At 71.2% G+C, this 26,746-nt stretch carries 25 protein-coding genes and 1 tRNA gene; 15 read left to right on the forward strand and 11 right to left on the reverse strand.

Going from position 1 to position 26,746, the window contains the following annotated elements:
* Both GWK16_RS23905 and GWK16_RS23910 read left to right on the forward strand, forming a co-directional pair.
* On the forward strand, positions 1-1,200 hold the full coding sequence (locus tag GWK16_RS23905; RefSeq protein WP_170056492.1) for an MFS transporter: 1,200 nt from the start codon (positions 1-3) through the stop codon (positions 1,198-1,200).
* 75 nt (positions 1,201-1,275) lie between these two features.
* On the forward strand, positions 1,276-3,366 hold the full coding sequence (locus tag GWK16_RS23910; protein ID WP_170056493.1) for an ATP-binding protein: 2,091 nt from the start codon (positions 1,276-1,278) through the stop codon (positions 3,364-3,366).
* On the opposite strand, the gene GWK16_RS23915 is transcribed toward GWK16_RS23910, so the two are convergent.
* Positions 3,331-5,031, reverse strand: a complete 1,701-nt coding sequence (locus tag GWK16_RS23915) for a putative bifunctional diguanylate cyclase/phosphodiesterase (RefSeq protein WP_170056494.1) — start codon at positions 5,029-5,031, stop codon at positions 3,331-3,333. The two genes, GWK16_RS23910 and GWK16_RS23915, sit on opposite strands and share 36 nt — an antisense overlap.
* Positions 5,032-5,190: 159 nt before the next feature.
* On the opposite strand from GWK16_RS23915, the gene GWK16_RS23920 reads away from it, so the two are divergent.
* The 7 genes from GWK16_RS23920 (at position 5,191) to GWK16_RS23950 (ending at position 13,569) form a co-directional block, all read left to right on the forward strand.
* Positions 5,191-5,673: a CinA family protein gene (locus GWK16_RS23920; protein ID WP_170056495.1), complete on the forward strand. Its 483-nt coding sequence runs from the start codon at positions 5,191-5,193 to the stop codon at positions 5,671-5,673.
* Positions 5,674-5,735: 62 nt separating this feature from the next.
* Complete coding sequence (locus GWK16_RS23925) at positions 5,736-6,584, forward strand: AAA family ATPase (RefSeq protein WP_170056496.1); 849 nt, start codon at positions 5,736-5,738, stop codon at positions 6,582-6,584.
* Positions 6,585-6,588: 4 nt separating this feature from the next.
* Positions 6,589-7,767: a vWA domain-containing protein gene (locus tag GWK16_RS23930; protein WP_170056497.1), complete on the forward strand. Its 1,179-nt coding sequence runs from the start codon at positions 6,589-6,591 to the stop codon at positions 7,765-7,767.
* 16 nt (positions 7,768-7,783) lie between these two features.
* On the forward strand, positions 7,784-8,983 hold the full coding sequence (locus GWK16_RS23935; RefSeq protein ID WP_170056498.1) for a pyridoxal-phosphate-dependent aminotransferase family protein: 1,200 nt from the start codon (positions 7,784-7,786) through the stop codon (positions 8,981-8,983).
* 130 nt (positions 8,984-9,113) lie between these two features.
* The gene (locus GWK16_RS23940; protein ID WP_338144555.1) at positions 9,114-10,895 is read left to right on the forward strand and encodes a PHA/PHB synthase family protein; all 1,782 of its coding nucleotides are present in this window, start codon (positions 9,114-9,116) and stop codon (positions 10,893-10,895) included.
* Positions 10,896-10,902: 7 nt separating this feature from the next.
* On the forward strand, positions 10,903-11,370 hold the full coding sequence (locus GWK16_RS23945; RefSeq protein ID WP_170056500.1) for a CYTH domain-containing protein: 468 nt from the start codon (positions 10,903-10,905) through the stop codon (positions 11,368-11,370).
* Positions 11,371-11,433: 63 nt separating this feature from the next.
* The gene (locus GWK16_RS23950; RefSeq protein WP_170056501.1) at positions 11,434-13,569 is read left to right on the forward strand and encodes an acetate--CoA ligase family protein; all 2,136 of its coding nucleotides are present in this window, start codon (positions 11,434-11,436) and stop codon (positions 13,567-13,569) included.
* Positions 13,570-14,139: 570 nt separating this feature from the next.
* Here the strand turns inward: GWK16_RS23950 and GWK16_RS23955 are convergent.
* Together GWK16_RS23955 and GWK16_RS23960 are read right to left on the reverse strand one after the other, a co-directional pair.
* The gene (locus tag GWK16_RS23955) at positions 14,140-14,664 is read right to left on the reverse strand and encodes a DUF6973 domain-containing protein (RefSeq protein WP_170056502.1); all 525 of its coding nucleotides are present in this window, start codon (positions 14,662-14,664) and stop codon (positions 14,140-14,142) included.
* 273 nt (positions 14,665-14,937) lie between these two features.
* Positions 14,938-15,012: transfer RNA gene (locus GWK16_RS23960), tRNA-Gly, on the reverse strand.
* A gap of 259 nt (positions 15,013-15,271) precedes the next feature.
* Here GWK16_RS23960 and metZ point away from each other — a divergent pair.
* From metZ to GWK16_RS23990, 6 genes are all read left to right on the forward strand, one after another.
* Positions 15,272-16,492, forward strand: coding sequence for an O-succinylhomoserine sulfhydrylase (metZ, locus tag GWK16_RS23965; RefSeq protein ID WP_170056503.1), 1,221 nt, complete (start codon positions 15,272-15,274; stop codon positions 16,490-16,492).
* 3 nt (positions 16,493-16,495) lie between these two features.
* Positions 16,496-17,107 (forward strand): LysE family translocator, encoded by a 612-nt coding sequence (locus GWK16_RS23970; protein WP_170056504.1) that lies wholly within the window; start codon positions 16,496-16,498, stop codon positions 17,105-17,107.
* Between the two features lie 83 nt (positions 17,108-17,190).
* Positions 17,191-17,604 (forward strand): Co2+/Mg2+ efflux protein ApaG, encoded by a 414-nt coding sequence (gene apaG, locus GWK16_RS23975; RefSeq protein ID WP_170056505.1) that lies wholly within the window; start codon positions 17,191-17,193, stop codon positions 17,602-17,604.
* Positions 17,605-17,727: 123 nt separating this feature from the next.
* Positions 17,728-18,363: a GTP cyclohydrolase I FolE gene (gene folE, locus GWK16_RS23980; protein WP_408903933.1), complete on the forward strand. Its 636-nt coding sequence runs from the start codon at positions 17,728-17,730 to the stop codon at positions 18,361-18,363.
* Between the two features lie 80 nt (positions 18,364-18,443).
* Positions 18,444-18,803, forward strand: a complete 360-nt coding sequence (locus GWK16_RS23985) for a helix-turn-helix domain-containing protein (RefSeq protein WP_170056507.1) — start codon at positions 18,444-18,446, stop codon at positions 18,801-18,803.
* A 19-nt stretch (positions 18,804-18,822) separates the two neighbouring features.
* Positions 18,823-19,842 (forward strand): hypothetical protein, encoded by a 1,020-nt coding sequence (locus GWK16_RS23990; RefSeq protein ID WP_170056508.1) that lies wholly within the window; start codon positions 18,823-18,825, stop codon positions 19,840-19,842.
* Between the two features lie 7 nt (positions 19,843-19,849).
* Here GWK16_RS23990 and GWK16_RS23995 read toward each other — a convergent pair whose 3' ends face one another.
* From GWK16_RS23995 to GWK16_RS24030, 8 genes are all read right to left on the reverse strand, one after another.
* The gene (locus GWK16_RS23995; protein ID WP_170056509.1) at positions 19,850-20,971 is read right to left on the reverse strand and encodes a hypothetical protein; all 1,122 of its coding nucleotides are present in this window, start codon (positions 20,969-20,971) and stop codon (positions 19,850-19,852) included.
* Positions 20,968-21,933 carry a tripartite tricarboxylate transporter substrate binding protein gene (locus GWK16_RS24000; protein WP_170056510.1) on the reverse strand — a complete coding sequence of 322 codons (966 nt, stop codon included), beginning with the start codon at positions 21,931-21,933 and terminating at the stop codon, positions 20,968-20,970. The genes GWK16_RS23995 and GWK16_RS24000 overlap by 4 nt, the downstream gene beginning before the upstream one ends.
* Before the next feature lie 69 nt (positions 21,934-22,002).
* Entirely contained in the window at positions 22,003-22,392 is a 390-nt protein-coding gene (locus GWK16_RS24005) for a RidA family protein (protein WP_170056511.1), read from the reverse strand.
* Between the two features lie 14 nt (positions 22,393-22,406).
* On the reverse strand, positions 22,407-23,069 hold the full coding sequence (locus tag GWK16_RS24010; protein ID WP_170056512.1) for a hypothetical protein: 663 nt from the start codon (positions 23,067-23,069) through the stop codon (positions 22,407-22,409).
* Positions 23,070-23,073: 4 nt separating this feature from the next.
* Positions 23,074-24,045: an Hsp33 family molecular chaperone HslO gene (gene hslO / locus GWK16_RS24015; RefSeq protein ID WP_170056513.1), complete on the reverse strand. Its 972-nt coding sequence runs from the start codon at positions 24,043-24,045 to the stop codon at positions 23,074-23,076.
* A 77-nt stretch (positions 24,046-24,122) separates the two neighbouring features.
* Positions 24,123-25,073: an ornithine carbamoyltransferase gene (argF, locus tag GWK16_RS24020; RefSeq protein WP_338144556.1), complete on the reverse strand. Its 951-nt coding sequence runs from the start codon at positions 25,071-25,073 to the stop codon at positions 24,123-24,125.
* Entirely contained in the window at positions 25,070-26,272 is a 1,203-nt protein-coding gene (locus GWK16_RS24025; RefSeq protein ID WP_338144557.1) for an aspartate aminotransferase family protein, read from the reverse strand. Before GWK16_RS24025 ends, argF begins: the two co-directional genes overlap by 4 nt.
* A 187-nt stretch (positions 26,273-26,459) precedes the next feature.
* Positions 26,460-26,726 (reverse strand): hypothetical protein, encoded by a 267-nt coding sequence (locus GWK16_RS24030; RefSeq protein ID WP_170056514.1) that lies wholly within the window; start codon positions 26,724-26,726, stop codon positions 26,460-26,462.
* Positions 26,727-26,746: the final 20 nt, after the last annotated feature.

A 26,746-nucleotide genomic window follows, 5' to 3' on the forward strand; every position in this document is an offset into this window, starting at 1 on the left:
ATGTCGGACCCAGCCTGGCGCACCCTGTTCCGCGACCGCGACTTCCTGCGTCTCTGGATCGCGGGTCTTTGCACCTTCGTGGTCCGCTGGCTGGAAACGCTGGCGGTCGGCGTCTTCGCCTACAACGCGACCGGCTCTGCCTTCGTCGTCGCGATGCTCACCATGCTGCGCCTGCTGCCGATGGGCCTGTTCGGCGCCTTCCTCGGGGCGGCGGCCGAGCGCATGGATCGTCGCCTCGCGCTGCTGCTCATCGTGCTGTCGCAGGCGGCGACCTCGGCGACGATCGCGCTGCTCGCGGTGTTCGATGCCGTGCAGGTCTGGCATCTCGCCTGCGCCGCCTTCATGAACGGGATCGCCTGGGCCGCCGACAATCCCGTGCGCCGCGCCATGATCGGCCAGGTTGCCGGCGCGGCGCGCATGGGCACGGCGATGTCGATCGACGTCGCGACCAGCAACGGGAGCCGCGTCTTCGGCCCCACGCTCGGGGGCGTGCTGCTTGCGGCGGTCGGCCTGGACGGTGCCTTCGCGCTGGGTGCCCTGCTCTATGTCCCGGCCGTCGTCGCCGTGCTGCGCCTGCCGGTTGCCCCGGTCACGCGGTCGGCCGCCGGCCTGTCCGTGCTCGCCAGCATCGCCGAGGGCCTGGCCCTGGTGCGACGAGAGCCGCGGCTGGTCGGCACGCTGCTCGTGACGCTGCTGTTCAACCTGTTCGGCTGGCCCTTCACCTCGATGGTGCCGGTGATCGGCCAGGACCAGCTCGCGCTCGGTCCGCGTGGCATCGGCGTGCTCGCGAGCATGGACGGCGTCGGCGCCTTCCTCGGCGCGGTGATCGTCGCGGTCTTCGCGCGGCCGGCGCAGTACCGGGCCATCTATGTCGGTGGGATCACGCTCTACTTCGCGATGCTCGCCGCCTTCGCGCTGGCGACGGATCCCTTCGTCGCGGGCATCGCGCTGGTCCTCACGGGCGTCGGCGGCGCGGGCTTCGCCATCATGCAGCCGACGCTCGTCTTCCTGGCGACACCGCCCGAGATGCGCAGCCGCGTGCTCGGGCTGCTATCCGTTTGCATCGGCCTCGGCCCGGTCGGCTTCCTGGCACTGGGCGCGCTCGCCGAGGTCCTCGGGGCACCGGTGGCGACGGCGACCATGGGCCTCGCCGGCCTCATCGCCATGGCGGCAACCCACAGCTTCTGGCGGCGCATCTGATCCCTCGCATGAGCGGCGCGCATGGCGTAAATCCTGTTTGACACCATGCCGACCGCCGACGCCTCATCCCGGCCAATGACCGCGACACCCGCCAGGCTGGCGGCGGGCCACGCGCGGCGAGCGGTCCTGACCGCCACGCTGATGGGCTTTTCGCTGATCGCGATCTGGACGGTCGCGGTGTTGCTCGTGAACCAGGCGACCCGCAGTGCCTCGGAAAAGGCCATTGCCCAGGCGGAAGTGGCGGCACGCGTCCTGGAACAGTTCGTCCTGCGGACGGTCGAGGGCGTGGAATCCAGCCTGGCGTTGCTCCGCGCGCGCCGCCTGCTCGAAGCCTCCGGCGATGCGGGCGCTGCTGAACAGGTGGCGCAGCGCCTGACGGAGGCGACGGTCTTCGGCCGCTTTGGCCTCCGCCGCATTTCCGATGTCACCCCCGATGGCGCCACGCGCTGGTCCTTGCCGCCGGGACGGGAAGGCACGCCGCAAGCTTCGGGCGTCGTCTCGTATCTGGCCGAGCCCGCGCCGGGACCGGGCCTCTTCGTCGGCGCCCCGCGCCGCGACCCCGCGTCGGGCCACTGGACGTTGCAGATCAGCCGCCCCATCGAGGATCCCGGAGGCAATATCGTCGGTACGGCGGAAGTCGTGATCGATCCGGTCTCGTTTTCCGCCGATCTCGCGCAGATGTCCCCCGGGCCGCTCGACCTGATGTTCGTGATGCGGCGCGACGGCACCTACCTCGCGCGTTCCGACGCGGCGGAACGCGCCCTGGGCGAGGAGATGGGCGCCGGGCGGCTGCTCCTGTTGGCGGCGGAACGGGCAGGCGGGGGCGCCTTCCGCGACGTGAGCCCGATCGACGGGCGCGACCGCTTCTTCGCGCTGCGCCAGGTGCCGGGCACGCCTTTGGTGGTCGCCGCCGGCGTGGACGCGAACAGTGCGTTGGCGCCGGTGCGCGACGTGTTGGTCCTGTCGCCGATCACGGCCCTGCTGACCAGCGCCCTCGTCGTGCTGATGGCGCTGTTCGGGCGCCGCCGGCACGAACGCCTCCATACGCTCGCGCAGTTGCAGCAGGCGCGCCTTGCCGAGGCCGCGGCAGGCGCCGCGCGGGCCGAGATCGAGGCGTTGCTCGCCGGCCTGCCGATAGCCGTCTATCGCGCCCGCGTCACGCATGCCCGAGGCCTCGAAGTGACCTATGCGAGCGCCGCCATGGGGGACCTGGTCGAGGCGAACGCGGCCATTGCCGCCACCGGCTTCCTGACGAGCCTGCTCGAAGGGCGGGACGCCACCGTCGAGTACGAGGTCGCGCGACCGGGCCGCCCATCGGCCTGGCTCCGCGAAGGCGCCCGCGTCGTTGCCACCCGTCCCGACGGCGTGGAGGTCGTCGGATACCGCGCCGACATCACGACCGAGCGCCAGTTCGCCAGCCAGGCGGCGGAGGCCTCCAAGCTCGCGACGCTCGGCGAGATGGCGACGGGCCTCGCCCATGAACTCAATCAGCCGGTGACGGCGATGGCGCTCGGTGCCGACAATGCCGCGGATGCGCTGGAGGCGGACGGCGCCTCGGGCATCGCCGAGGCGGTCGAGACCCTGCGTCGCGTCGCCGGCCAGGCCTCGCGCGCCCAGGCGATCATCGACCACCTCCGCGTTTTCGGCCGCCGCGATCCGGGGCCGCTCGGCCCGGTCGAGGTCGGCCGTGCCGTCGAGGGGGCGTTGGTCCTGGCGGCCAATGCCCTGCGGTCCGCCGGCATCGTGGTGGAACGGCACATCCCGCAGGACCTGCCGGTGGTGCAGGCCCAGATCGTCCTGCTGGAGCAGGTCCTGCTGAACCTCTTCCTCAATGCGCGCGACGCGCTGGTCCTGCGTCCGGAAGGGACGCGCCGGCTGATCATATCCGCGCGGGTCGATCCGTCGGGTCGGGTCCTTCTGCTGGTGCGCGACACCGGCGGCGGCGTGCCGGCCGAAGTCATCGACCGCGTGTTCGAGCCCTTCTACACGACGAAGCCCGTCGGCCAGGGCACCGGGCTGGGCCTGGCGCTGTGCCATGGCATGATGGCCGCGCTCGGGGGCTCGATCCGCGTGGCGAACGTCGAAGGCGGTGCGGAGTTCGTCCTCGATCTCGCGCCCGTGCCGGCCGCGTCACCGCCGACGGAGAAAGCCCGGGACTTCGTCTGAGGGCATCGGCTTGCCCAGCAGGTAGCCCTGGCAGGCACCCACGCCCACTTCCCGCAGGGCGGCGAGTTGCGCCGGTGTCTCCACGCCTTCCGCCACTGTCGCGAGGCCCAGCGCGCCCGCCAGGCGCACCATGCCGAGCAGCAACGCGCGATCGGGCTCGGTGCCCGGAAGTCGCTCGGTGAAGCGCCGGTCGAACTTGACGATGGTGGCCGGCAGGTCGCGCAGACGGGCGAGGGAGGAGTGCCCCACGCCGAAATCGTCGATCGCGATGCCGAAGCCGGCCTGGTGCAGGGCGGCAAGGGTCGGCAAGGCCTCGGGCGGCAGGGCTTCGCCCTCGGTCACCTCCAGGCACAACCCGCCCGGCTCGAGCCCGTTCGCGGCGACCATCGCGGCGAGCGTCGTCGTGAAGGCCGGGTCGCGCAGCTCGCTCGCGGCCACGTTGACGGCCATGCGCCCGAACTGCAGCCCGGCGGCTCTCCAGTGCGCGGCGGCTTCGAGTGCCATGGCCATCACGCGCCGGCCCAGGGCGCCCATCAGTCCGAACTCCTCGGCGACCGGCAGGAACTCGTCGGGGTCGCAGCGACCGAGCGCGGGATCGTTGAAGCGGACCAGCGCCTCGAAGCCCAGCATGGCGAGATCGGACGCCCGCAACACCGGCTGGAAGGCCAGTGCGATGCCGTAACCCGACCCCGACAAGGCGGTGCCAAGGCTCGTTGCGATCCGCGACCGGCGCAGCGCGCCCTCGGCTTCGGCCTCGGAAAGGCTCGCGGTGCGGTTTCCGCCGCGACCGCGCGCCGTCCTCACGGCCGCCTCCGCACCGTGCAGGCAGGCCGCCCCGTCGCCGTCCCAGGCGGCCGCGTAGCCGACGCTGGCCGTCAGCGTCCGGCGCGTGCCTGCGCCCTCGATCTCCTGCGTGACGGCCAGCCGCAGGGCTTCGGCCAGCGCCGGCAGGGCCGCGACGCCGGCGTGGCCCTCGACCAGGACGGCAAATTCGTCGTCGCCGAACCGCGCGACCAGCGCGTCCTGCGCGGCCGCTGCGCTCGCGCGCTGGGCCGTGGCGGTCAGGATCGCGTCGCCGGCGGGCATGCCCAGCGCCTCGTTCACCAGCCGGAAGCGGTCGAGGTCGATCAGGATCAGCCCGACCGGGCCCGCATGCGGCGCGAGGAGCCGGCCCACCAGATCCGCGCGGCCGGCGAGGCCGGTGAGGCTGTCCTGCAGGGTCGTCGGCGCGACAGTGGCGCGGCGGCGCGACACCGCCCGGTCCATCGCGGCCGAGACGGCCGTGGCGAGTTCCGCGGCGCGCAGCGGCTTGCGCAGGAAATCGGCGGCGCCGATGCGTACGGCGCTCGCCGCGTCCTCGATCGTGGCATGGCCGGTGACGAAGACCACCTCCGGCCGGCTCGCATCGTCCTGGCCGGTGAGGCCGCGGGCGAGGGTGAGCCCATCCTGGCCGGGCATGCGGATGTCGGTGACGACGACGCCGATATCCGCCCGGCGGGCGACCACCTCGGATGCCTCCGACGCCGATCCGGCCAGCGTCACATCGTAGCCTCGACGGCGGAGCGCGGCGGCGATCTGCTCGAGGATCACCGGTTCGTCGTCCACCACGAGGACGCCGAGCGGTGTCGGTGCGCCGGTCTCCGGGGTCGCGAGGATGGACATCATGACGCGGCTCCCTGGGGCCATCGTGCGCAGATTCGGACCCCCGACGACCAGTCACGTTTGCGTTAATTTATAGACAAGTCTCCACGTTCGGCAAGCGTCGGTCCCGCAGTAGCGCTGTGCGCTGCTTCCTGCTTCGCTGTACGGGGTCGGAGGGGAAGCATGGAAGGTTTGCTGCCGGCGGCGCGCGACGTCGCCGAGAAGCTGACGGCACGGGGCCAGACGGTCGCCGTGGCCGAGAGTTCGGCGGGAGGTCTGGTCGCGGCGGCTCTGCTCGCGCTGCCCGGGGCCTCCGCCTATTTCCTGGGGGGCGCGGTCATCTACACCCGCGCCGCCCGGGCGGGGCTGTTGGGGGTGACCGACGCGGACATGGAGGGGCTGCGCCCGTCGACGGAACCCTACGCGTTGCTGCTGGCGGGACGGGTTCGGGAACGGCTCGGCGCCGACTGGGGCCTCGCGGAGACGGGGGCCGCAGGACCGGACGGGAACCGCTACGGGGATGCGGCCGGCCATGCCTGCATCGCGGTGGTGGGTCCGGGCATCGAGCGGGTGACGACGCTCGATACCGGCGTGTCCGGCCGGGCGCAGAACATGCGGGCCTTCGCGACCGGCCTGCTGCGCCTGACCTCCGAAGCCCTCGAATGATCCCTTGCGCGTTCGGGGTCGCGGCCTGACCTTTGCCGCCGAACCGTCCAGGGGGATCAGGCGTGGCGCAGTTCAGGGGCACCGAGAGTTATGTCGCTTCCCGCGAGCTGGAGGTGGCGGTCAACGCCGCCGTCGCGCTGCAGCGCCCCCTGCTGGTCAAGGGCGAGCCCGGCACCGGCAAGACCGTCCTGGCGCAGGAGATCGCCAAGGCCCTCGGCTACCCGCTGATCGAATGGCACATCAAGTCGACCACCAAGGCGCAGCAGGGGCTCTATGAATACGACGCGGTGTCGCGCCTGCGCGACGGCCAGCTCGGCGACCCGCGGGTGCACGACATCGCCAACTACATCGTGCGCGGCAAGCTGTGGGACGCCTTCGAGCACGAGACGCCGGTCGTCCTGCTGATCGACGAGATCGACAAGGCCGATATCGAGTTCCCGAACGACCTGCTGCTCGAACTCGATCGCATGCAGTTCTTCGTCTACGAGACGCGCAAGACGGTGCAGGCGCGGCACCGCCCGGTCGTCATCATCACCTCGAACAACGAGAAGGAACTGCCGGACGCCTTCCTGCGCCGCTGCTTCTTCCACTACATCCGCTTCCCCGACCGCGAGACGATGGAGATGATCGTCCGCGCCCATTATCCCGACATCCGCCGCGACCTGCTGCGCGAGGCGCTGAATGTCTTCTTCGAGATCCGCGAGGTGGACGGGCTCAAGAAGAAGCCGGCGACGTCCGAGCTGCTCGACTGGCTCAAGCTGCTGACCATCGAGGACATGCCGCCCGAGGCGCTGCGCTCCTCCGACGCCAAGACGGCCATCCCGCCGCTGTACGGCGCGCTGCTGAAGAACGAGCAGGACGTGCACCTGTTCGAACGCCTGGCCTTCCTGGCGCGGCGGCGCGGCGGCTGAATCGATGTTCGCGCCCTTCATCCTCGCGCTGCGCGCCGCCGGCGTGCCGGCCTCCATCATGGAGTACCTGGCGCTGCTGCGGGCGATGAAGGAGGGCGTGGCCGGCTTCAGCGTCGACGATTTCTACCACCTGTCGCGCGCCGCGCTGGTGAAGGACGAACGTCACCTCGACCGCTTCGACCGCGTCTTCGGGGAGGTCTTCAAGGGCCTCGAATCCCCCCAGGGCGAGGCGCCGCGCGAACTCCCCGAGGAATGGCTGCGCAAGCTCGCCGAGAAGGTGCTGACGCCCGAGGAGATGGCCCAGATCAAGGCCATGGGCGATTTCGACTCCCTGATGGAGACGCTGAAGAAGCGGCTCGAGGAACAGAAGGGCCGGCACCAGGGCGGGTCGAAATGGATCGGCACCGCCGGCACCTCCCCCTTCGGTGCCTATGGCTACAACCCCGAGGGCGTGCGGATCGGGCAGGACAAGTCGCGCCACCGCCGCGCGGTGAAGGTCTGGGATCAGCGGCAGTTCCGCGACCTCGACGAGGACGAGGCGCTGTCGTCGCGCAACATGAAGGTGGCGCTGCGCCGCCTGCGCCGCTTCGCGCGCACCGGGGCGGCGACGGAACTCGACCTGCCGGGCACGATCGGGGCGACGGCGCGCAACGGCGGCTCGCTCGATCTGCACATGGTCCCGGAGCGACACAACGCCGTGAAGGTGCTGCTGCTGATGGACATCGGCGGGTCGATGGACGACCACATCCGCATCTGCCAGGAGCTGTTCACCGCCGCGCGGTCCGAATTCAAGCACCTCGAGTTCTGGTATTTCCACAACTGCCTCTACGAACGCGTCTGGCGCACCAACCGCCGCCGGCGCGAGACCGAGCGCCCCACCTTCGAGATGCTGCGCACCTACGGCCCCGACTGGCGGGTGGTGATCGTCGGCGACGCGACCATGAGCCCCTACGAGATCATCCAGCCCGGCGGATCCGTCGAGCATTGGAACGAGGAAGCGGGCCAGGTCTGGATGTCCCGCCTGACGCGGCATTTCCGCAAGGCGGCCTGGCTGAACCCGGTGCCGCAGGACCATTGGCGCTACACGCAATCCATCGGGATCCTGCAGCGCCTGATGGAGAACAGGATGTACCCGCTGACGCTGGCGGGGCTCGAGACCATGGCGCGCGAACTCGCGCGTTGAGGAGAGGAAACGACCGATGGACGTGAAGCCCCGCCTGCCGCGCGGACGCCAGTTCTTTGCCAATCCCGGCCCGACCAATATCCCGGACTCGATCCTCAAGGCCGTCGCGCATGTCAGCATCGACTTCAACGACCCCGCCTTCCTGAAGGTCTATGACGCGGCCGTCGCGGGCGTGAAGCGCATCCTGAAGACGCAGCACGAGGTCTTCCTCTACACCGGCTCCGGCCACGCGGCCTGGGAAGCGGCGCTGGTCAATCTCTTCTCCGCCGGCGACGTGCTGCTGGTGCCCGAGACCGGTCACTTCTCCGACTCCTGGGGCAAGATGGCGAAGGATTTCGGGCTCGGGGTCCGCACGCTGGCGGCCGATTGGCGCCGCGGCATCGACTTCGCCGAACTGCGCGGGGTGCTCGCGGCCGACAGCGGCCACGCCATCAAGGCGATCTGCGCCGTGCACAACGAGACGGCGACGGGCATGGTCCTGCCGCTCGCCGAGATCCGCGCCGCCCTCGATGCCACAGACCATCCGGCGCTGCTGCTGGCGGACACCATCTCCTCGCTGGGGTCGATGGAGTTCGCGATGGACGCCTGGGGCGTCGACGTCGCGGTGGGCGGCAGCCAGAAGGGGCTGATGCTGCCGACGGGGATGTCCTTCACCGGCGTCTCGCCCAAGGGCATGGCGGCGCATGCCGGCTCGACGCTGCCGAAATCCTACCTCAACTGGACCAACATGCTGACGCGGCGGCACAAATCCTTCATCGGGACGGTGCCGACCTCGCTCTTCTACGGCCTCGAGGAATCCATCCGCCTGCTCGAGGAGGAAGGTCTCGACGAGGTCTTCGACCGCCACGCCCGGCTGGGGGAGGCCGTGCGCCGCTGCGTGCGCCACTGGTCCGGCAACAACGGCCCGTCGCTGTTCTGCCTCTCGCCCGACCGCTATTCCAACTCGGTGACCGCCGTGCTGATGCCGGAGGGCCATGACGCGGAGGCGGTGCGGCGCATCGCGCTGCAGACCTTCAACGTCTCGCTCGGCGGCGGGCTGTCGCGGCTCGGCGGCAAGGTGTTCCGCATCGGACATCTGGGCGACCTCAACGAACCGATGATCCTCGGCACGCTCTCGACGGTGGAGATGGCGCTGCGCCTCGCCGGCGTCCCGCACACGCCGGGCGGGGTGAACGCCGCGATCGCGTACCTGGCCGAGGTGGCCCAGGGCTCGTGACGATGGCGTGACCGTCGCGCCGTCTTGCGGCGGCGCAAGACACGCGACGGCCGGGCTGCGCTAGAAGGGCGGCATGAGCGCATCTCCCGCCCGCCGCGCGCCGCGCAAACCTGCCGCGAGGCCTTCCCCGGTGCCCAGCCCGGCGTCCCCGCCCCCCGCCGCCGCGGCGGCGCCAGAGGCGGCGCAGCTGGGTCCGACCTTCCGCACCTTCGATCGCGTCCTGCGCGCGGCCGAGGCACGGGTCACGCAGGGCCTGTCGCCCACGGCGATCGGCGGCGCCTGGCTGGACTGGGCGGTGCATCTTTCGCGCGCGCCGGGCAAGCGCATGGAACTGGCCGCCCGGGCCTGGATCCAGGGGCTGCGCTGGCTGCTCTGGCTGCGGCACGCCGCGACGCGGAGCGACCCGCCGCCGCTGGTGCGCCCCAGCAACGGCGACACCCGCTTCGCCGACCCCGCCTGGCAGGCCTTTCCCTTCAATGCGCTGGCCCAGGCCCATCTCCTGACCGAGGCCTGGTGGACCGAGGCGACGCGTGCCGTGCCCGGGCTGTCGCGCCGCCACGCCGACCAGGTCGCCTTCATGCTGCGCCAGATGGTCGATGTCTGGGCGCCGTCCAACCTGCCCTGGATGAACCCGGCGATCGGCCAGCGAACGCTCGCCGAGTTCGGCACCAACCTCGTGCGTGGCGCTGGGAACTTCCTGGACGACCTGGAACGCAGCGTCACCGGCGCGCCGCCGCCGGGGACCGAGCGGTTCCGGCCTGGCCATGAGGTCGCCATCACCCCCGGCCGGGTGGTCTTCCGCAACGACCTGATGGAGCTGATCCAATACGAGCCGACGACGCCGAAGGTGCATGCCGAGCCGGTGCTGATCGTGCCGGCCTGGATCATGAAGTACTACATCCTGGACCTGATGCCGGAGGACTCGCTGGTCCGCTGGCTGGTCGGGCAGGGCTTCACCGTCTTCATGGTGTCGTGGAAGAACCCGGACGAACGCGACCGGGACACGAGCCTCGACGACTACCGCAGGGAAGGGGTGATGGCGGCGCTGAACGCCGTGTCGACCATCCTGCCGGACCGTCGCGTGCATGCCTGCGGCTACTGCCTGGGCGGGACCATCCTGTCGATCGCGGCGGCGACCATGGCCCGCGACGGGGATGACCGGCTCGCTTCCATGACGCTGTTCGCCGCGCAGACCGACTTCGCCGAGGCCGGCGAGCTGATGCTGTTCGTCGACGAAAGCCAGCTCGCCTTCCTCGAGGACATGATGTGGGACCGCGGCTTTCTGGATACCAACCAGATGTCCGGCGCCTTCCAGGCGCTGCGGTCGAACGACTTGGTCTGGTCGCGGCTGATGCGGGACTACGTCCTCGGGCAGCGCACGCCGATGACCGACCTCTTTGCGTGGAATGCCGACCAGACCCGCATGCCGGCGCGGATGCACGGGGAATACCTGCGCGGCCTCTTCCTCGAGAACCGCCTGACCGCCGGGCGTTTCGCGGTCGAAGGCCGCGTCATCGCGCTGTCGGACATCGGCGCGCCGATCTTCGCGGTGGGCACCGTGAAGGACCACATCGCCCCGTGGCGGTCGGTCTACAAGATATCGCTGTTCAGCGACACGGACGTGACCTTCGTGCTGACCTCGGGCGGGCACAATGCCGGCATCGTCAGCCCGCCCGACAAGGACGGGCGGCACTTCCAGATCATGACCCGCGTGCATGACGACCGGTATCTCGACCCCGATTCCTGGGCGGCGATCGCCCCGCGGCGGGAGGGGTCCTGGTGGCCGTCCTGGGCCGAATGGCTGGCGCAGGCCGGCAGCGCGGAGATGGTCGCCCCGCCGGCCCTGGGCGCGCCGGATCAGGGGCTGCCGCCGCTCGGCCCGGCGCCCGGCACCTACGTCCTGATGACGTGACGCGGCCATGGGCATCGAGATCGAACGTCGCTTCCTCGTGACCGGGGAGGCCTGGCGGGGCGGGGTGACGGAGGCGTGCCGCCTGGACCAGGGCTACCTCGCGCGGGAGGACCGCGTGACGGTGCGGGTGCGCGTCGCCGGCGCCGCCGCGAAACTGACCATCAAGGGCCCCGGCGGCCTGGTGCGTCCGGAATTCGAGTACCCCGTGCCGCTCCAGGACGCGGAGGCGATGCTCGCGACGCTGTGCGGCGGGCGCCGCGTCGCCAAGACGCGCCACCTCGTCCCGCATGGTGGCCTGACCTGGGAGGTCGACGTCTTCGAGGGCCCGCTCGCCGGTCTCGTCATCGCCGAGGTCGAGTTGCCGGCGGCGGACCATCCGCTCGCGCTCCCGGCCTGGGCCGGGCGCGAAGTCACCGACGATGCGCGCTACTCCAACGCCGTGCTGGCCTCGCTGGATGCGCCGCCCCGGGGGTGACGAGGCGCGTCACCGCCCTTAGGCTCGCGGCACCGAAAGCAAAGAGCCAGGGGAAGCGTCCGCATGACCGTCACGAGCCGCGCCGTCTATCGCCACGGCGACATGGCCCGCCTGTTCGATCCCGCCTCCATCGCCGTGATCGGCGCGAGCCCCCGCGCCGGCTCCTTCGCGGACCGCACCATCCAGGCGCTGAAGGAGTATACCGGCCGGCTCTACCTGGTGAATTCGCGCTACGAGAAGATCGGCGATCGGGCCTGCTTCCCCTCCATCGCCGCGCTGCCCGAGGTGCCCGATTGCTGCATCCTCGTCGTCGCGAAGGACGCGGTGGAGGAGATCGCGGCCGACTGCGCCAAGGCCGGCGTCGGCGGCATCATGATCTACGCATCGGGCTTCAGCGAGACCGGGCGCGACGACGATGTCGCGGCCCAGAAGCGGCTCGCGCAGATCGGGCGCGACGCGGGCATGCGCATCGTCGGGCCGAACTGCATCGGCATGCTGAATTTCCGCACCAAGGCCGGCGTGACCTTCATGATCCCGCCGCCGATGGAGGCACCGCTGCCCCATGCCGTGGGCCTGGTCAGCCAGTCGGGCGCGCTCGGCTTCTCGCTGGCGCAGTCGGTGATGCGCGGCGTCTCGGTCAGCCACCTGCTGACCACGGGCAACTCCTCGGATGTCGACGTGGCGGACTGCGTCTCCTTCCTCGCCGACGATCCGACCTGCAGCGCCATCGGCTGCGTCTTCGAGGGCATGCCCGACCCGATGCGCTTCATCCAGGCGGCCGAGGTCGCGGACCGCGCCAACAAGCCACTGGTCGTCTTCAAGCTCGGCACGGGCGAAGCCGGCGCCGCGGCGGCGATGTCGCACACCGGCTCGCTGGCCGGCGAGACCGCCGCCTACCTCGCGGCCTTCGAGCGCGCCGGCGCGATCGTGGTGAAGGATTTCGAGGCGCTGGTCGAAACTGCCTCCTTCCTCGCCAAGGCGCCGCCGCCCAAGGCGCGCGGCGTGGCGGTGGTCGCCGTCTCGGGCGGGGCGGCCATCATGTCGGCCGACAAGGCGGAGGCGCATGGCGTGCCGCTGCCCCAGCCCACGCCGCCGGTGCGCGCGATCCTCGAATCCCGCATCCCCGATTTCGGCTCGGCGCGGAACCCGTGCGACGTGACCGCGCAGGTGGCGAACGATCCCGAGAGCCTGACCGCCTGCGCCGGCGCGATGCTGGGCGAGGACCACTACGGCGCGCTGATCTACGCGCAGATCTACTCGACGGAACTGTCCGCCAAGCGCCCCGGCGAGCTCGCCGCCATCGCCGAGAAGGCGGACAAGCCGATCTGCGTGGTCTGGACGACCGAATGGCTTGAGGGCTTCGGGTCCAAGGAGGCCGAGCAGAACCCGCGCATCGGCCTGTTCCGGTCGATGGACCGCTGCTTCGCCGCGCTGTCGCACTGGCATGCGCGGGAGGAACGCCGTGCCGCCGGCCCGCGCGCCTATGCACGCCTGTCGCGTCCCGAGGCGGCGGCCGAGGCGGCCGCGCTGATCAGGGCCGCCGGCAACCGCACCCTGACCGAGCGCGAGGCCAAGGCCGTGCTCGCCGCCTATGGCGTGCCCGTGGTGCCGGAGAAACTCACCCAGACCGAGGAGGAGGCGGTCGCCGCCGCGACTGCGCTCGGCTTCCCCGTCGCGATGAAGGTCGAGAGCCCCGACCTGCCGCACAAGACCGAGGCCGGCGTCATCCGCCTGAAGCTCAAGGACGCGGCCGAGGTGCGCGACGCCTATCGCGCGGTCATGGCCAATGCGAAGCGCCACGCGCCGAATGCGCGCATCAACGGCGTGCTGGTGCAGCCCATGGCCAAGCCCGGCGTCGAGGTGATGGTGGGCGGCCGGGTCGACCCGTTGATGGGCCCCCTGATCGTTGCCGGGCTCGGTGGCGTGCTGGTGGAACTGATGCGCGATTCCGCCCTCGCGCTGGCACCGGTCACGACGGGCGAAGCCCGGTCGATGTTCGAGCGGCTGCGCGGTCGGGCGGCATTCGAGGGCTTCCGCGGCGCGCCTGCGGCCGATCTCGACCGGCTGGCGGACATCATCGTGCGGCTGTCGGAATTCATCGCCGACCAGCGCGGGTTGGTATCCGAGCTCGACGTCAACCCGATCATCGTCGCGGGCAGCGACGCGGTCGCGGTCGATGCGCTGATCGTGAAGGCCTGACGGCGCGAAGCATGGGGCCGCCTGGGCCGGCCCCGTTCGCAGATGGAGGCGCCGGGGGCTCCGGCGCCTGAACCTGCCCGGTCGAGGAGCCCCCACCACCACCGCACGCGCGGTGGCCCCAGGCTCGACCGTGTTCTGTCGTCCTGTGGAACGACAGCAAGCGCATTCCTATTCGATCCGCGGTCGATCCGGGATGCAAAGTCTTCAAGAGGCTTAGTGGCGCAGGCGATGACCCGGTGGGGCAGGCCGGCCGCGCGCGAGACCGCGGCCAGCCGCTCGAAACGGGGCCCGAGAGGGACGCCACGCTTCCCGGGGATATCGGCGCTGCGGCCGTCAGCCCCAATCGGCCGATGATCGACGTCCTGACGGGTTTGCGCTGAATGGCATCGCCGGCTCGTGGGCATCAGGAAACCGCCGGAGGGGACGATGCCGTGTCGCCACGACCGGGCTTACGTGGCGGCCCGGCCTGCAGGGCGGCCGGACCAACCTTCGCCTGATCCGGCGTACCCGGCCCCCGCTTCGGGCGGCAGGCCGGAGGACGCTCGAGGGCATGGACCCTCGCCGCGGCGCCTACCGCAGCGGCGTCAGCGACTTCGAGGGGATCAGGGTCGACGTCTTCGGATCGATGACGAGGAGCTTGCCGCCGAACAACGCTTCCAGGCACTGGTCCTGTAGCTGCGCGTCGGCGCCGCCCTTCATGCGGGTCCCGATCTCCAACCCCACGCGGTCGTTGTGCAGGTCCATGCGCGCTTCGAGCTTGTCCTGAGCCTTGCCGGAATCGAGCGCACCGAATTCGTGCGTCACCACGACGCGCATCGCATCGTTGTAGGGAATCTTGCTGGCGAGCAGGGCGGACCAGTAGCAGTGCCGCGCGGCATCCGCGGGACCGTTGTGGATCGAGATGCCCGCGCCGGCGGCGTTGGTGCCGAAATTCGCGAGGCTCTTGGCCCATGCCTCGGCCTTGTCCGCCGATTCCTTCAGGACCAGCCCGTTCATCGGGTTCGCGGCGATGACGTCGCGATACGCATCCTGCTCGGCGGGATGCATCTTGTCGAAACGCTTCCAGACACGTTCGAGATCGTCAAAGAAACCCATGACAGTGCGTCGCTCCAGAACACAGAGCAGCGATGGTATTTCGGCAAAAGGACCTTGGCGGTGAAGCGATTCACCTGGAATGCGTGTGGGGCCTTCGAACCAGTCTGGCAGTCGCGGCGGGCCAGCCGCGTGGCGAGCGATGGTCCCGGACTGCTGCGGCCATTCCTGTGACGCGCAGCGGCGCTCGCATAGGGGGGACTTGCCGGTCTGTCCCAGGCCGGGGCGACCGGGCCATCCTGGTGGGGCCGATGCCATTCAGGTGCTTTGGAAGCCTGGAGCGGGCGATGGGAATCGAACCCACGACATTCAGCTTGGGAAGCTGACGTTCTACCTCTGAACTACGCCCGCGCCGGAGGTTGCGCCCTTATACGGGGGCGTGCGGCCCGCCGGCAAGACGGGCCGCTTGACCCGTGGCCCCACCCGGGCGTAACGACATGCTCGGCGGTGACGCCCCTCGCGATTTGTCCGGCCAGCTTGCGGCGAGGTCCCTTCGGGGTCGCATCGGCAACGATGCGGAAAACAAGCGCGCTAAACGGCCGCGCGGATGCCCCGCATCCGCCGCCCGCGAAGGGGCCGGACGCCGTCATTGACGCGAAGGTGCCGCCCCATGGCCACGAAAAGCCCGAACCGCCCGCTCCGCCCCGCCACCCTGCTCGTGCGCGGCGGACAGATGCGCTCGGGCTTCGACGAGACGGGGGAGGCGCTCTTCCTCACCTCCGGCTTCGTCTACGACAGCGCCGCCCAGGCCGAGGCGACCTTCGCCGGCACCGTCGAACACTACCAGTATTCGCGCTTCGGCAACCCGACCGTCTCGATGCTCGAAGGCCGGATCGCCGCGCTGGAAGGGGCCGAGGCCTGCCGCGTCACCGCGACCGGCATGGCCGCCGTCCACGCCGCGCTGCTCTCGCACCTCAAGACCGGTGACCGCGTTGTGGCCTCGCGCGCGCTGTTCGGGTCCTGCCACTGGATCGTCTCGACCCTGCTGCCGCGCTACGGCATCGCGACCGAATTCGTCGACGGCGCAGACCTGGCGCAGTGGGCATCCGCCCTGTCGAAGCCCGCCGCCCTCGTGCTGCTCGAAACGCCATCCAACCCGATGCTCGAGATCGTGGACATGAAGGCGGTCTGCGACCTGGCCCACAAGGCGGGTGCGATCGTCGTGGTGGACAACGTCTTCGCCACCCCGCTGCTGCAGAAGCCGCTGCATTTCGGCGCCGATGTCGTCGTCTATTCCATGACCAAGCATTTCGACGGCCAGGGCCGCGTCCTCGGCGGCGCGGTGCTCGGGTCGAAGAAGTGGGTGGACGAGGTGCTGCAGCCCTTCATCCGCAACACCGGCCCCTCGCTCAGCCCGTTCAACGCCTGGGTGGTGCTGAAGGGGCTCGAGACGCTCCACCTGCGCATCCCCGCCATGTGCCGTTCGGCGGCCGCCGTCGCCGACATGCTCGCCGAGCGGGCCGAGGTGGCGCGCGTGCTCTACCCCTTCCGCGCCGACCATCCGCAGCAGAAGCTCGCCCAGGCACAGATGTCGGCCGGCGGCACTCTCGTCACCTTCGACCTGAAGGGCGGCAAGGAAGCCTGCTTCCGCTTCATGGATGCGCTGCAGCTCATCGACATCTCGAACAACCTCGGGGATTCGAAGTCGCTCGCGACCCATCCGGCGACGACCACGCATATGCGCGTCGGCGCGGAGGAGCGTGCCCGGCTCGGCATCACCGACGGCACGGTGCGGCTGTCCGTCGGGCTCGAGGACGTGGCCGACATCATCGATGACCTCTCGCAGGCCCTGGATGCGGCGAATGCCGCGCCGGCCCGCGCCGCGGAGTAACCCATGTCGACCGAAACCTGGCTTGCCTTCGTCGCGGCGACGGCGGTGATGCTCGCGATCCCCGGCCCGACCATCCTGCTGGTGATCGGGCAGTCGCTGGGGGCGGGGCGGCGCGCCGCCCTGCCGCTCATCGCCGGCGTGGCGCTCGGGGACCTGACGGCGATGACCTTGTCGCTCGCCGGACTCGGCGCGCTGCTCGCGGCGTCCGCGACGTTGTTCACCGTGCTGAAGCTGGCGGGCGCGGCCTATCTGGTCTGGCTTGGCGTGAGGCTGTGGCGTGCGCCGGTGGCGGCGGAAGCGCAGCCGGCGGTGTCGGCGCGGCGTGCGATGCGCGACGCCTATGTCGTCACGGCGCTGAATCCGAAATCCATCGCATTCTTTGTCGCCTTCGTGCCGCTCTTCGTCGATGCCGGACGTCCCTTTGTTCCGCAGGCCCTCGTTCTCGTTGCGACCTTCGTGACCCTTGCGGCCGCAAATGCCGGAATCTATGCGCTTCTCGCTGCCCGGCTGTCCGGTGCGGTCGCGCGCCCGGCGATCCGGCGAGCCTTCAATCGGACCGGTGGGACGCTTCTTGTTGGTGCCGGCCTGGCCACTGCGGCGATGCGAAGGGCCTGACTCAGGCCCATCACGAGATCGTCAGCCCTGTGGACAAGCTACCCCGTCCGGGTCTTCAAATATCCGCGGGGAGCGGCTTCGGCATGGCCAAGAAGGACGAATTCACCGCCACGACCCGCGACATCCGGGTCTCGGTCCGCGCCTTCTACCTGGCGGATCAGTCGGAGCCGGATCGCGGACAATTCGTCTGGGCCTACCGCGTCGAGATCGCGAATGTGGGTCGCGAGACCGTGCAGCTCATGCGCCGCACCTGGCACATCACCGATGGCCTCGGCCGGACCCAGACGGTCCACGGCGCCGGCGTGATCGGAGAACAGCCGGTGCTCGAGCCCGGCGGGCGCTTCGAATACACCTCGGGCACGCCGCTCGCGACCGCTTCGGGATTCATGCAGGGCGCCTACCACATGGTGGTCACCGACAGCGGCGAATCCTTCGACGTGGCGATCCCGGCCTTCAGCCTCGACAGTCCCCATCAGCCCTCGGGGCGCGTGCACTGACATCGTGCCGCTTGCGGACTCGCGGTACCCCCCCATGTGCATCTCCGTCGATGCGCCCGTGACGCGCCTGCCGGTCCCCGCCGGCGATCGCGTCCCGTTCTTGGAAAGACCAGGCCCGTGAACATCCAGATCCCTTCCGCCCCAGGCACGGACGACAAGGCGACGAGCCTTGCCCGTCCGACGCAGGACGAAGCCGAGGCGGCGGTTCGCACCCTTCTGCTGTGGGCCGGCGACGATCCCAATCGCGAAGGGCTGCTCGACACGCCGAAGCGCGTCGCCAAGGCCTATCGCGAATGGTTCTGCGGCTATGAGGACGACCCGGTAGAGCTCCTCGCCCGCTCCTTCGAGGAGGTCGAGGGCTACGACGAGATGGTCGTGCTGCGCGACATCCGGCTCGAGAGCATGTGCGAGCACCACATGTGCCCGATCATCGGCAAGGCGCATGTCGCGTACCTGCCGAACGGGCGCGTCGTCGGCATCAGCAAGCTCGCCCGCGTGGTCGAGGCCTACGGCAAGCGGCTGCAGATCCAGGAGAAGATGACGGCGCAGATCGCCAACACCCTGAACGACGTCCTCAAGCCCAAGGGCGTCGCGGTGGTGATCGAGGCCGTGCATCAGTGCATGACCACGCGCGGCGTGCACAAGACGGGTGTGTCGATGGTCACCTCCCGCATGCTGGGCGCCTTCCGCGACGACGCCTCCACGCGGCGGGAGTTCATGGCGATGATCCAGGGCAGCCGCGGCGCTGGCGAGGGCTGAACGGCGCGACGGGGCAGGGGCCCGGCCACGCGCCGGGCCTTTTTCTTGACCTTCAGATGTAAAGTGTACACTTTACACTTGTGAGCAACGATCCAGACCTTGGCCCCCGCCTGCGCCGTGCCCGCCTCGCCCGCACGGCCGGGGATGCGCGCGGCTACTCGGTCCGCGCCGTGGCCGGCCGGCTTGGCGTCTCGGCGACCTATCTCTCGCTGGTCGAACGCGGCGCGCAGCGGCCGACCGAGGCCTTCCTGCGCGCCATCGCCGCCGATCTCGGGCTGGAGGCCGAGGCGTTGCTCCCCCTCGCAGGCCGTGTGGCCGAGGACGTCACCGCCGCCCTGCTCGCCCGCCCCGCCCTGGCCGAGGCCGTCCGCGCCCTGCGCGACCTGCCGGAGCCCGAGCTTCGCCGCACCATCCGCCGCATCCGCGACGGGGACTGGTAAGACCCGGAAGGACACCGCCATGGCCCTCGGCCTCGACCGCGACGCGCTCCTCTTCGAGTTTCCCGACATCCACCGCGACGCCGTGCTGCGCGTCGAGTTCCAGCGGACGCTGCGGGTGCCCGACGACGGGAAGCGGCACCGCCTGCCGCCCGGCTTCGGCCGCTTCCCGCTCCGCGCGGTGGATGACCTCGACCCGGCGCGCGTGCCGGGGGATTGGATCAAGCGTGGCGGCGTCGCCATGCCGATGTGGCAGGCCGAGGCCTGCTGGCTCAGCTTCTCCTCCCCCAACGGCTACCCCTTCCTGCTGAAGGTCGCGGCGGGGAAGGTGAACGCGGTGAACGGCAAGCCTTGGGACAACGCGCCCGACTTCGCCGACCAGGATCATGTCGAGGTGCCCGGCCAGCCCTGGCTCGACGGTTTCTGCGTCTCCAAGGGCGTGGTCCGCCAGTTCGTCGCCATGCCCCTCGGCGCCGGCTATACGGCCGAGGAACAGGTGGCGGGCAAGGCCGAGCATGGCGGCGTGCAGCTGCTCGCCCACCCGATCAAGGCGGCAATCTGGGAGGAACGCCGCGCGGCGCGGGAGGCCGCGATCTGCCCGGTCCCGTTCGACGCGCTCGCGATCCCGCTCCCCCCGCCCGCGGCCGCCCCGGCCATGGCGATGGGCCTCGCCCCCGGCGGTTCCATCGTGCAGGAGATCGCCAGGCCCCGCGAGAAACCGGACGCCTGGGATCTCTTGGCCCGCTCGCGCTGCTTCGTGCACCTGGCGAACAGCCTTGCCTGGCGCGCCATCACGGGGGAGGCACCGCCGACGGTCCCGCCCACCGCCGCGGACTATGCCCGCGCCGGCCTGCCCTGGTTCGAATGGTATGCGGACCAGCCGGCGAAGGAGGGATCCTCCATCCTCGCGGCGCTGAAATCCGTCTTTGCCCTCGGTGCCGAAAAGGGCGAGACGCCGCTGCCGGAGAACGAAAGTTTCGATCCGCCCGAGCCGATCCGCCTCGGCCCCGCGGCGAAAGAACGGCTCGACGGGCGCTGGTGACGCGGCCTCAGCGCGCCAGGGCCACTGCCATCGCGGCGACCGCCTCGGCGATCGCCCCGGCCCGCGCGCCATCGACGCTGTGCGGCCAGCGATCCTCCGGCGCATGGAACCAGGGGTTCTTCCCGATCAGGGAGAGGTAGCGGCCGCCGCGGCCCTCGACCTCATGCGCTTCCCCGTTCGCCTTGCCGCCGGTCACCACCTCGAGCGGGGCGCGCGGATGCCCCGCGGCGACCAGCGCCTCGGCCATGCGCGCCGCGAGGCCCTCGACATTGCTCCGCACCGTCAGCCGCTCGTCGCCCGCCGCGCCGAGATTGGCGCCGAGATGGATCACCACCGGCGCGGCGGTTGCCAGCGACGGCTCCGCGGCGAAGGCATGGTGCGCGCCGATATGCCCCAGTTCGTGCCCGCAGGTCGCGAGCGCGACCACGCCCCGGGCGCGCGGCGTGCGCGCCAGCGCGCCGAGCGCGGTGAGCCAGGCCAGCACACCCCCGCCACGCTCCGCCGTGCTGGTCCACCACGATGTGCGCGGCGTCAGCAGCACGAGCGGCGGCCCGGCCCCCGGCAATTCGGCGCGGATGCTGTGGGAGAGGCCCGGGCCGCGCGTGCCGGTGACGCTGAGACGCGCTCCCACACCTGCGGCCGCGAGCGCGCCGATCCGCGCGGCGTCGCGGCCCGCCACCTGCAGTACCGGCGGGCCGAAGGGCGCCCCGGCGTCATGGGCGTTGAGCGGCGCGAGCCCGTCGGGCAGCGTGCGCAGCGCGATGACGATGCCGGCATGGCTGCTCTCGGCCCGCGCGCGGGCGAAGGCGTTGCCCGGCAGGCTCGCCGCCGCGGGGTCCATCTCGGCGAAGCCGATCGGTGCGGCTGAACCGAGCGGTCCCAACGTCCCCTCGATCCCGTCCGCGAGCCCGCCGTCGAACAACGGCAGTCCCTCGAAGGCCTCGTCGCCGACCTCGAGCCGCGCCTGATCCGGCGTGAACCGCGTGAAGGGCACGGCGAGCAGCCGCGCCTCGGCCCCCGCAGCCGCCGCGCGGTCGCGGAGCCATGTGGCTGCCGCGTCATCGCCCTCGCCGCCGGTGCGGCGCTCCCCGAAGGCGTCGTAGTCGGTGAAGAAGGCGGCGGGGTTCATTCGGCGCGCGCCCCTGACAGGCCCACCAGCTCCTGCAGCCGGCGCAGTTCCTCGGGCCAGGCGGCGGCATAGGCGGCGGGACTGTCGGACAGGGTGACGTCGCCACCCTCCCCCGCGATCGAGGCGACGAGCGCAGGGTCTCGCATCGCCGCGGCGAAAGCCGCGTGCAGCTTCGCCACCGCCTGGGCCGGCAGCCCGGCCGGTCCGACCACGGAGGATCCGCTCGTCACCACCGGCCCGCCCGGCACCGCCTCGGCCAGTGTCGGCACCTCGGGCAGCGCCGACATCCGGCGCGACCCGGCAGTGAGGAGGATGCGCACCGCGCCCTGCTGGTGGCGCGGAAAGGCGATGTTGCTGATGGCGAAGGCGAAGTCGACCTCCCCTTGCTCGACGGCGAGGGTCGCCTGGTTGGCGCCGCGATAGGGCACATGCGTCCCTTCTGCGCCGATCAGCTTCAGCATCGCGGCCGCCGCCATGTGCGCCGGCGTGCCGACGCCGCCCGAGCCGTAGCGCAGCCCTCCGCGCGTCGTCTTCGCCGCGGCCAGCAGTTCCGCCGCGGTCCGCCACGGCTGGTCGGGCTTCACCGCGAGCACGGCCGGATGTTCGGCGAGGGTCACGACGGGCGTGAAGTCGCGCAGCACGTCGTAGCCCGGATTGGCCTGCATCACCGCGTTGGTGATGGCGGTGCCGCCGCCCCAGAGCAGCGTGTAGCCATCGGGTGCGGCGCGGGCGACCGCCTGGCTGGCGATCAGCCCGCCGGCCCCCGCGCGATTGTCGACGACGAAGGTGCCGCCGAGCGGATCGCCGGCCTTCGCCGCGATCAGCCGCGCGAGCGTGTCGGAGGACGCGCCGGGCGCGAAGGGCACGATGAGTCGCACGGGCCGCGCCGGCCAGGCGTCCTCCGCCCGTGCCGGCATCGCGGCCAGCGCGCCGAAGCCAAGCAGGGCCGTCCGTCGCCGCATGGCACCGTTCCTTCCATCCCGTGGCGCGAGGCTAATGCCTTTCGCCGCGGGGCGGAACGCGCCGCGCAATCAGGCGACGGCCTCGGCCTCCACCTCGACCTTGAAGGCGGGGCTGGCGAGGGCCGCGACGACCAGCAGCGTGCTGGTCGCGGCATGCCCGCCCATGAAGGCGTCGCGCTTGCCCCGCCAGGCGCCGATCAGCGCCGTGTCGGTCAGGAAGACCGTCATCTTCACGATGTTCGCCGGCGTCATGCCGTGGGCCGCCAGGATCGCGCCGAGATTGGCCAGCGCCTGGTCGATCTGCGCCGCCGGATCCGCGACCGGCGTCCCGTCCGGCGCCACGCCCACCTGGCCCGAGATGACGAGCCGCTTTCCCTCGCCCTCGATCAGTGCGGCCTGGGAATAGCGGGAGGCCGGCTTCGGCGCCCCGTCGGGGTTGGAGAAGGTCACGCGGGCCATGGCAGCGGTCTCCGTCAGGTGGCGGGGGCAGGCACGATGGTGGGCGCGGGCTCGCCGGGCGGGCCTTCGGCAGGCTGGCCTTCGGCGGGCGGCGCAGCGCCCGGCGCCTCGGGTGCGCGCAGCAGGGACCGCAGGTTGCGCCGCAGCTGGAACTCGAATTCCACGTTCAGCGCGTCGCCGGCGGCACGGACGATCGATTCCGCCGACCGCGCCTGCTCGGCCTGGTTGGAGGCGGCGGCGACGAGGCCGCGGCGGACCTCGGCATCCACGAAGCCGACCTGGGATCCATCCTCGCCGAGGATCTCGAGCCGGCAGCGCATGACGCAGGACAGGCGCTCGGATGCCGCGGCGAACATCCCGCCCGAGGAGACCTCCCGCGTCAGGGTCGCGATCTGGATGCGGAAGCGCGCCGTGCCGGGGCCGCCGGCGGCCTGCAGCCGGTCCTGGGCCATGGTGCGGACCACGTCGGCCGGGACCAGCGGCGCGGGCGGCATGGTCCGCGTCGCGTTCGGATCGGTCGCGCCCACCACATCGATCCGCCCCACCGCGAGTCGCAGCGGCAGCAGGTGACCATAGGATGGCGGGCCGGCCGGCGGGGGCGGCGGTTCCTCGGTCGATCCGCCACAGGCGGCGAGGCCGAGGGAGGTGGCGATGGCAGCGCGGCGGGACAGCGCCACGGGCCTAGCGCTCCGCACCGGGCAACTCGGCCCGGTCGAAGCGGAAGCCCAGGTTGCAGAACTCGCAGGTCATGGTGATGGTCCCGTCCTCCGCCATGTGATCGAGGTCCTCCGCGCTGAAGCCGCCCAGCACGCCCGCGAGCTTCGCGCGCGAGCAACGGCATCCGTAGGAGAGCGCGCGGGCGCGGTCGAGCGCCAGCCCCTCCAGCCCGAACAGCCGGTGCAGCAGTTTCTCGCCGGGCAACGCGTCGTCCAGCAACTCGGCATCCGTCAGCGTCGCGGCGAGGGCGAGGGCGGTGCGCCAGGCATCGTCCTGCGCCTCGGCATCGAGCTCGGCGCCGATCCCGCCCGCGCCCGCCACGCGTTCGAGGATCAGGGCCGCGGCGCGCCAGCCGGATTCGGTCTTCGCGCAGGCGAGGTGCACATGGGTCGCGAGCTGCTCCGAGGTGCGGAAATAGGTCCCGGTCATCTCGGTCAGGCTCGCGCCTTCGATGGCGACGATGCCCTGGTAGCGGTCCATGTCCGGACCCTGGTCGCAGGTGAAGGCGAGGTATCCCTGGCCGAGCAGCGCCGCCGCCGAGGGTTCCGCGCCGTCGCCCAGCAGCGGCGCGAGCTTGTCCGGGTTCGGCCGCGCATAGCCGCGCAGCGCCCCGCCATCGGTGCAATCGGCGAGCAGCATGGGCACCGCCCCGTCGCCCTTGGCCTGCAGGCTGAAGGAGCCGCGGAACTTCAGCGCCGCGGCGAGCCCTGCCGTCAGCGCCAGCGCCTGGCCGGCGAGGGCGGTGACGACCGGCGGGTAGTCGTGCCGGGCCAGCAGCGCCTCGGCCAGCGCGCCGAGCCGCACGAGGCGCCCGCGCACCGGCTTGTCGCGCAGATGGAACGGCTGCACGCCGCGCGCGACGACGATGTCGGGCACGGGCGGGCGGTCATGGTTGAGGAAGTCGGGCGTGGCGGATGGATCGGTAGGGCTGGACACGGGTGGGCCTGAATGTTCAGGCCCCTAGATAGTGTCCCCCGGCCGCCGCGTCCAAGACGCCCGGGGGTGTGCGCGCCTCAGCCGCCCGCGAGCGACCAGAGCAGCACGCCCTTCTGCGCGTGCAGGCGGTTCTCCGCCTCGTCGAACACCACCGATTGTGGGCCGTCCATCACCTCGTCGGTGATCTCCTCCCCGCGATGGGCGGGCAGGCAGTGCATGACGATCGCATCCGGCGCCGCGTGCTTCAGCAGCGCTGCGTTGAGCTGGTAGGGCGCGAGCAGGTTGTGCCGCGCCGGGCCCTTGCCGTCGCGCTCGTCCGCCATCGACACCCAGGTGTCGGTGACGACGCAGCGCGCGCCCTTCACCGCTTCCTGGGGGTCGGTCGTCAGCTCGATCTTGGCACCCTGGGCGCGCGCCCAGTCGATCAGCGCGGCCGGCGGGGCCAGTTCCGGCGGGGTCGCGATGCGCAGGATGAAGCCGAAGCGCGCCGCGGCCTGGATGAAGGATTGCGCGACGTTGTTGCCGTCCCCGGTCCAGGCGACGACCTGGCCGGCGATCGGGCCGCGATGCTCCTCGAAGGTCATCACGTCGGCCATGATCTGGCAGGGATGCGAGACGTCGGTCAGCCCGTTGATCACCGGGACGGTCGCGTATGCGGCCATCTCGCGGATCTTCGTGACGTCGTCGGTGCGCATCATGATCGCGTCGACGTAGCGGGACAGGACGCGGGCGGTGTCCTTCGGCGTCTCCCCGCGGCCGAGCTGCATGTCCTTGGACGACAGCACCACCACCTCGCCGCCCAACTGGCGGATGCCCACCTCGAAGGAGACGCGGGTGCGGGTGGACGGCTTCTCGAAGATCAGCGCCACGGTCTTGCCGGCGAGGGGGCGGTCGGTGACCTCCCCGCGCTTGGCCTTTTCCGCGAGGTCAAGCATCCGGCGCAGCGTCGGTGCGTCGACGTCCATGATCTCGAGGAAGTGGCGGGGGGCGCTCGGCCCCCCGCTGATCGGCTTCAGCACAGCACTCACTTCGCCGCCACCTTGGCGGCGGACGGCGTCATGCGGCGGCAGGCGCGATCGAGCAGCTCGACCGCCTCGTCCGCCTCGGCCTCGGTGATGACGAGCGGCGGCGCCAGGCGCAGCACGTTCATCCCCGCCGCCACCGTCAGCAGGCCCTCCGCCACGGCGGCACCCTGCATGTCGCCGTTGGACACCTCGGGCTTCAGCTTCAGGCCGCAGAGCAGGCCGCGGCCGCGGACGGCCTCGACCACGCTCGGGTGCTTCGCGACGAGGCCTTCCAGCCCGCGCCACAGATGCGCCGAGACGCGCTGCACGCCGTCGAGGAAGCCCGGCGCCAGGATGACGTCGAGCACCGCGTTGCCTGCCGCGCAGGCGAGCGGGTTGCCGCCATAGGTCGAGCCATGCGTCCCCGGCTTGAGGAACTGCGCGACCTTCTCCTTGGCCAGGACGGCGCCGAGCGGGAAGCCGCCGGCGATGCCCTTGGCGGCCGACATGACGTCCGGCTCGATCCCGGCCCATTGATGGGCCCAGAGCTTGCCAGTGCGCCCCATGCCGGACTGCACCTCGTCGAGCGCCATCAGCAGCCCGTATTCGTCGCAGACCGCGCGGATCTCCTGGAGGAACCGGTCGGAGCAGGGGCGCACGCCGCCCTCGCCCTGCACCGGCTCGATCATGATCCCCGCAGTCTTGCCGCTGATGGCCGATCGCAGCGCGTTCATGTTGTCGAAGGGCACGTGCTGGAAGCCCTCGACCGGCGGACCGAAGCCGGCGAGATACTTCTCGTTCCCGGTGGCCGCGAGCGTCGCCAGCGTGCGCCCGTGGAAGGCGCCCTCGAAGCAGATGATCTCGTAGCGCTCGGGGTGGCCGGTTTCCGCGTGATACTTGCGGACGGCCTTGATCATGCCCTCGTTCGCCTCGGCGCCCGAATTGCCGAAGAAGACGCTGTCGGCGAAGGAATTGGCGACATGGCGCGCCGCCAGCCGCTCGGCCTCCGGGATGCGATAGAGATTGGAGACGTGCATCACCCGGCCCGCCTGCTCGGCGATCGCCTTCGTCAGGTGGGGGTTGCCGTGGCCGATGCTGCTGGTCGCGATGCCAGCGCCGAAATCCAGGAATCGTCGCCCATCCACCGTCCACAGGCGCGCGCCCTCGCCCCGCTCGAAAGCAAGGTCGGCACGGTTGTAGGTCGGCATCAGGGCGGGGATCACTGAATCCACTCTCCGCTTGTTTCCCCCCGCACGGGCGAGCGCGACCATCGCGGTGCTGGCGCGAGGGAAAGGGCGGAGAATGGCGCAAAAGACGACGCGGAAAAAGGGGCACGGACCCCGAAAAGGTCCGTCCCCGACATGGCAGGGCTGCCCTTTGGGGAGGGCTCACACCCTCCCCATGCCACTGTCAGAGGCCCGGCGCGCCCGGATAGCGGCGCGTCGGCGCCGGGGCGTCCACCGCCCGTTCGAGCGCCGTGCCGGACGGATTGGCGGCCGTCCCGTCACGCTGCTGGGGATAGGCGCCGGACATGTTGGTGCCGAGCGCCCGATCCGTGGCCCGCCCCGCGGCGGAACCCGGCGGGTCGCCCTGCTGGCGGTCCGACGGGTCGCAGGCGGCCAGGCCGCCGATCAGAAGCGTCGCGATGGCGACGCGAGGCAGGATGGAAGCAGGCATCGTGTTTCTCCCGAGCGAAC

Origin of the sequence: Neoroseomonas marina, assembly GCF_012927745.1 — a bacterium.
Taxonomy (GTDB): Bacteria; Pseudomonadota; Alphaproteobacteria; order Acetobacterales; family Acetobacteraceae; genus Neoroseomonas; species Neoroseomonas marina.

Coding starts and splice junctions, on each gene's coding strand:
- GWK16_RS23905 (WP_170056492.1), top strand. CDS start 1: ATGTCGGACCCAGCCTGGCGCACCCTGTTCCGCGACCGCGACTTCCTG.
- GWK16_RS23910 (WP_170056493.1), top strand. CDS start 1,276: ATGACCGCGACACCCGCCAGGCTGGCGGCGGGCCACGCGCGGCGAGCG.
- GWK16_RS23915 (WP_170056494.1), bottom strand. CDS start 5,031: ATGATGTCCATCCTCGCGACCCCGGAGACCGGCGCACCGACACCGCTC.
- GWK16_RS23920 (WP_170056495.1), top strand. CDS start 5,191: ATGGAAGGTTTGCTGCCGGCGGCGCGCGACGTCGCCGAGAAGCTGACG.
- GWK16_RS23930 (WP_170056497.1), top strand. CDS start 6,589: ATGTTCGCGCCCTTCATCCTCGCGCTGCGCGCCGCCGGCGTGCCGGCC.
- GWK16_RS23935 (WP_170056498.1), top strand. CDS start 7,784: ATGGACGTGAAGCCCCGCCTGCCGCGCGGACGCCAGTTCTTTGCCAAT.
- GWK16_RS23945 (WP_170056500.1), top strand. CDS start 10,903: ATGGGCATCGAGATCGAACGTCGCTTCCTCGTGACCGGGGAGGCCTGG.
- GWK16_RS23950 (WP_170056501.1), top strand. CDS start 11,434: ATGACCGTCACGAGCCGCGCCGTCTATCGCCACGGCGACATGGCCCGC.
- GWK16_RS23955 (WP_170056502.1), bottom strand. CDS start 14,664: ATGGGTTTCTTTGACGATCTCGAACGTGTCTGGAAGCGTTTCGACAAG.
- metZ (WP_170056503.1), top strand. CDS start 15,272: ATGGCCACGAAAAGCCCGAACCGCCCGCTCCGCCCCGCCACCCTGCTC.
- GWK16_RS23970 (WP_170056504.1), top strand. CDS start 16,496: ATGTCGACCGAAACCTGGCTTGCCTTCGTCGCGGCGACGGCGGTGATG.
- apaG (WP_170056505.1), top strand. CDS start 17,191: ATGGCCAAGAAGGACGAATTCACCGCCACGACCCGCGACATCCGGGTC.
- GWK16_RS23990 (WP_170056508.1), top strand. CDS start 18,823: ATGGCCCTCGGCCTCGACCGCGACGCGCTCCTCTTCGAGTTTCCCGAC.
- GWK16_RS23995 (WP_170056509.1), bottom strand. CDS start 20,971: ATGAACCCCGCCGCCTTCTTCACCGACTACGACGCCTTCGGGGAGCGC.
- GWK16_RS24000 (WP_170056510.1), bottom strand. CDS start 21,933: ATGCGGCGACGGACGGCCCTGCTTGGCTTCGGCGCGCTGGCCGCGATG.
- GWK16_RS24005 (WP_170056511.1), bottom strand. CDS start 22,392: ATGGCCCGCGTGACCTTCTCCAACCCCGACGGGGCGCCGAAGCCGGCC.
- GWK16_RS24030 (WP_170056514.1), bottom strand. CDS start 26,726: ATGCCTGCTTCCATCCTGCCTCGCGTCGCCATCGCGACGCTTCTGATC.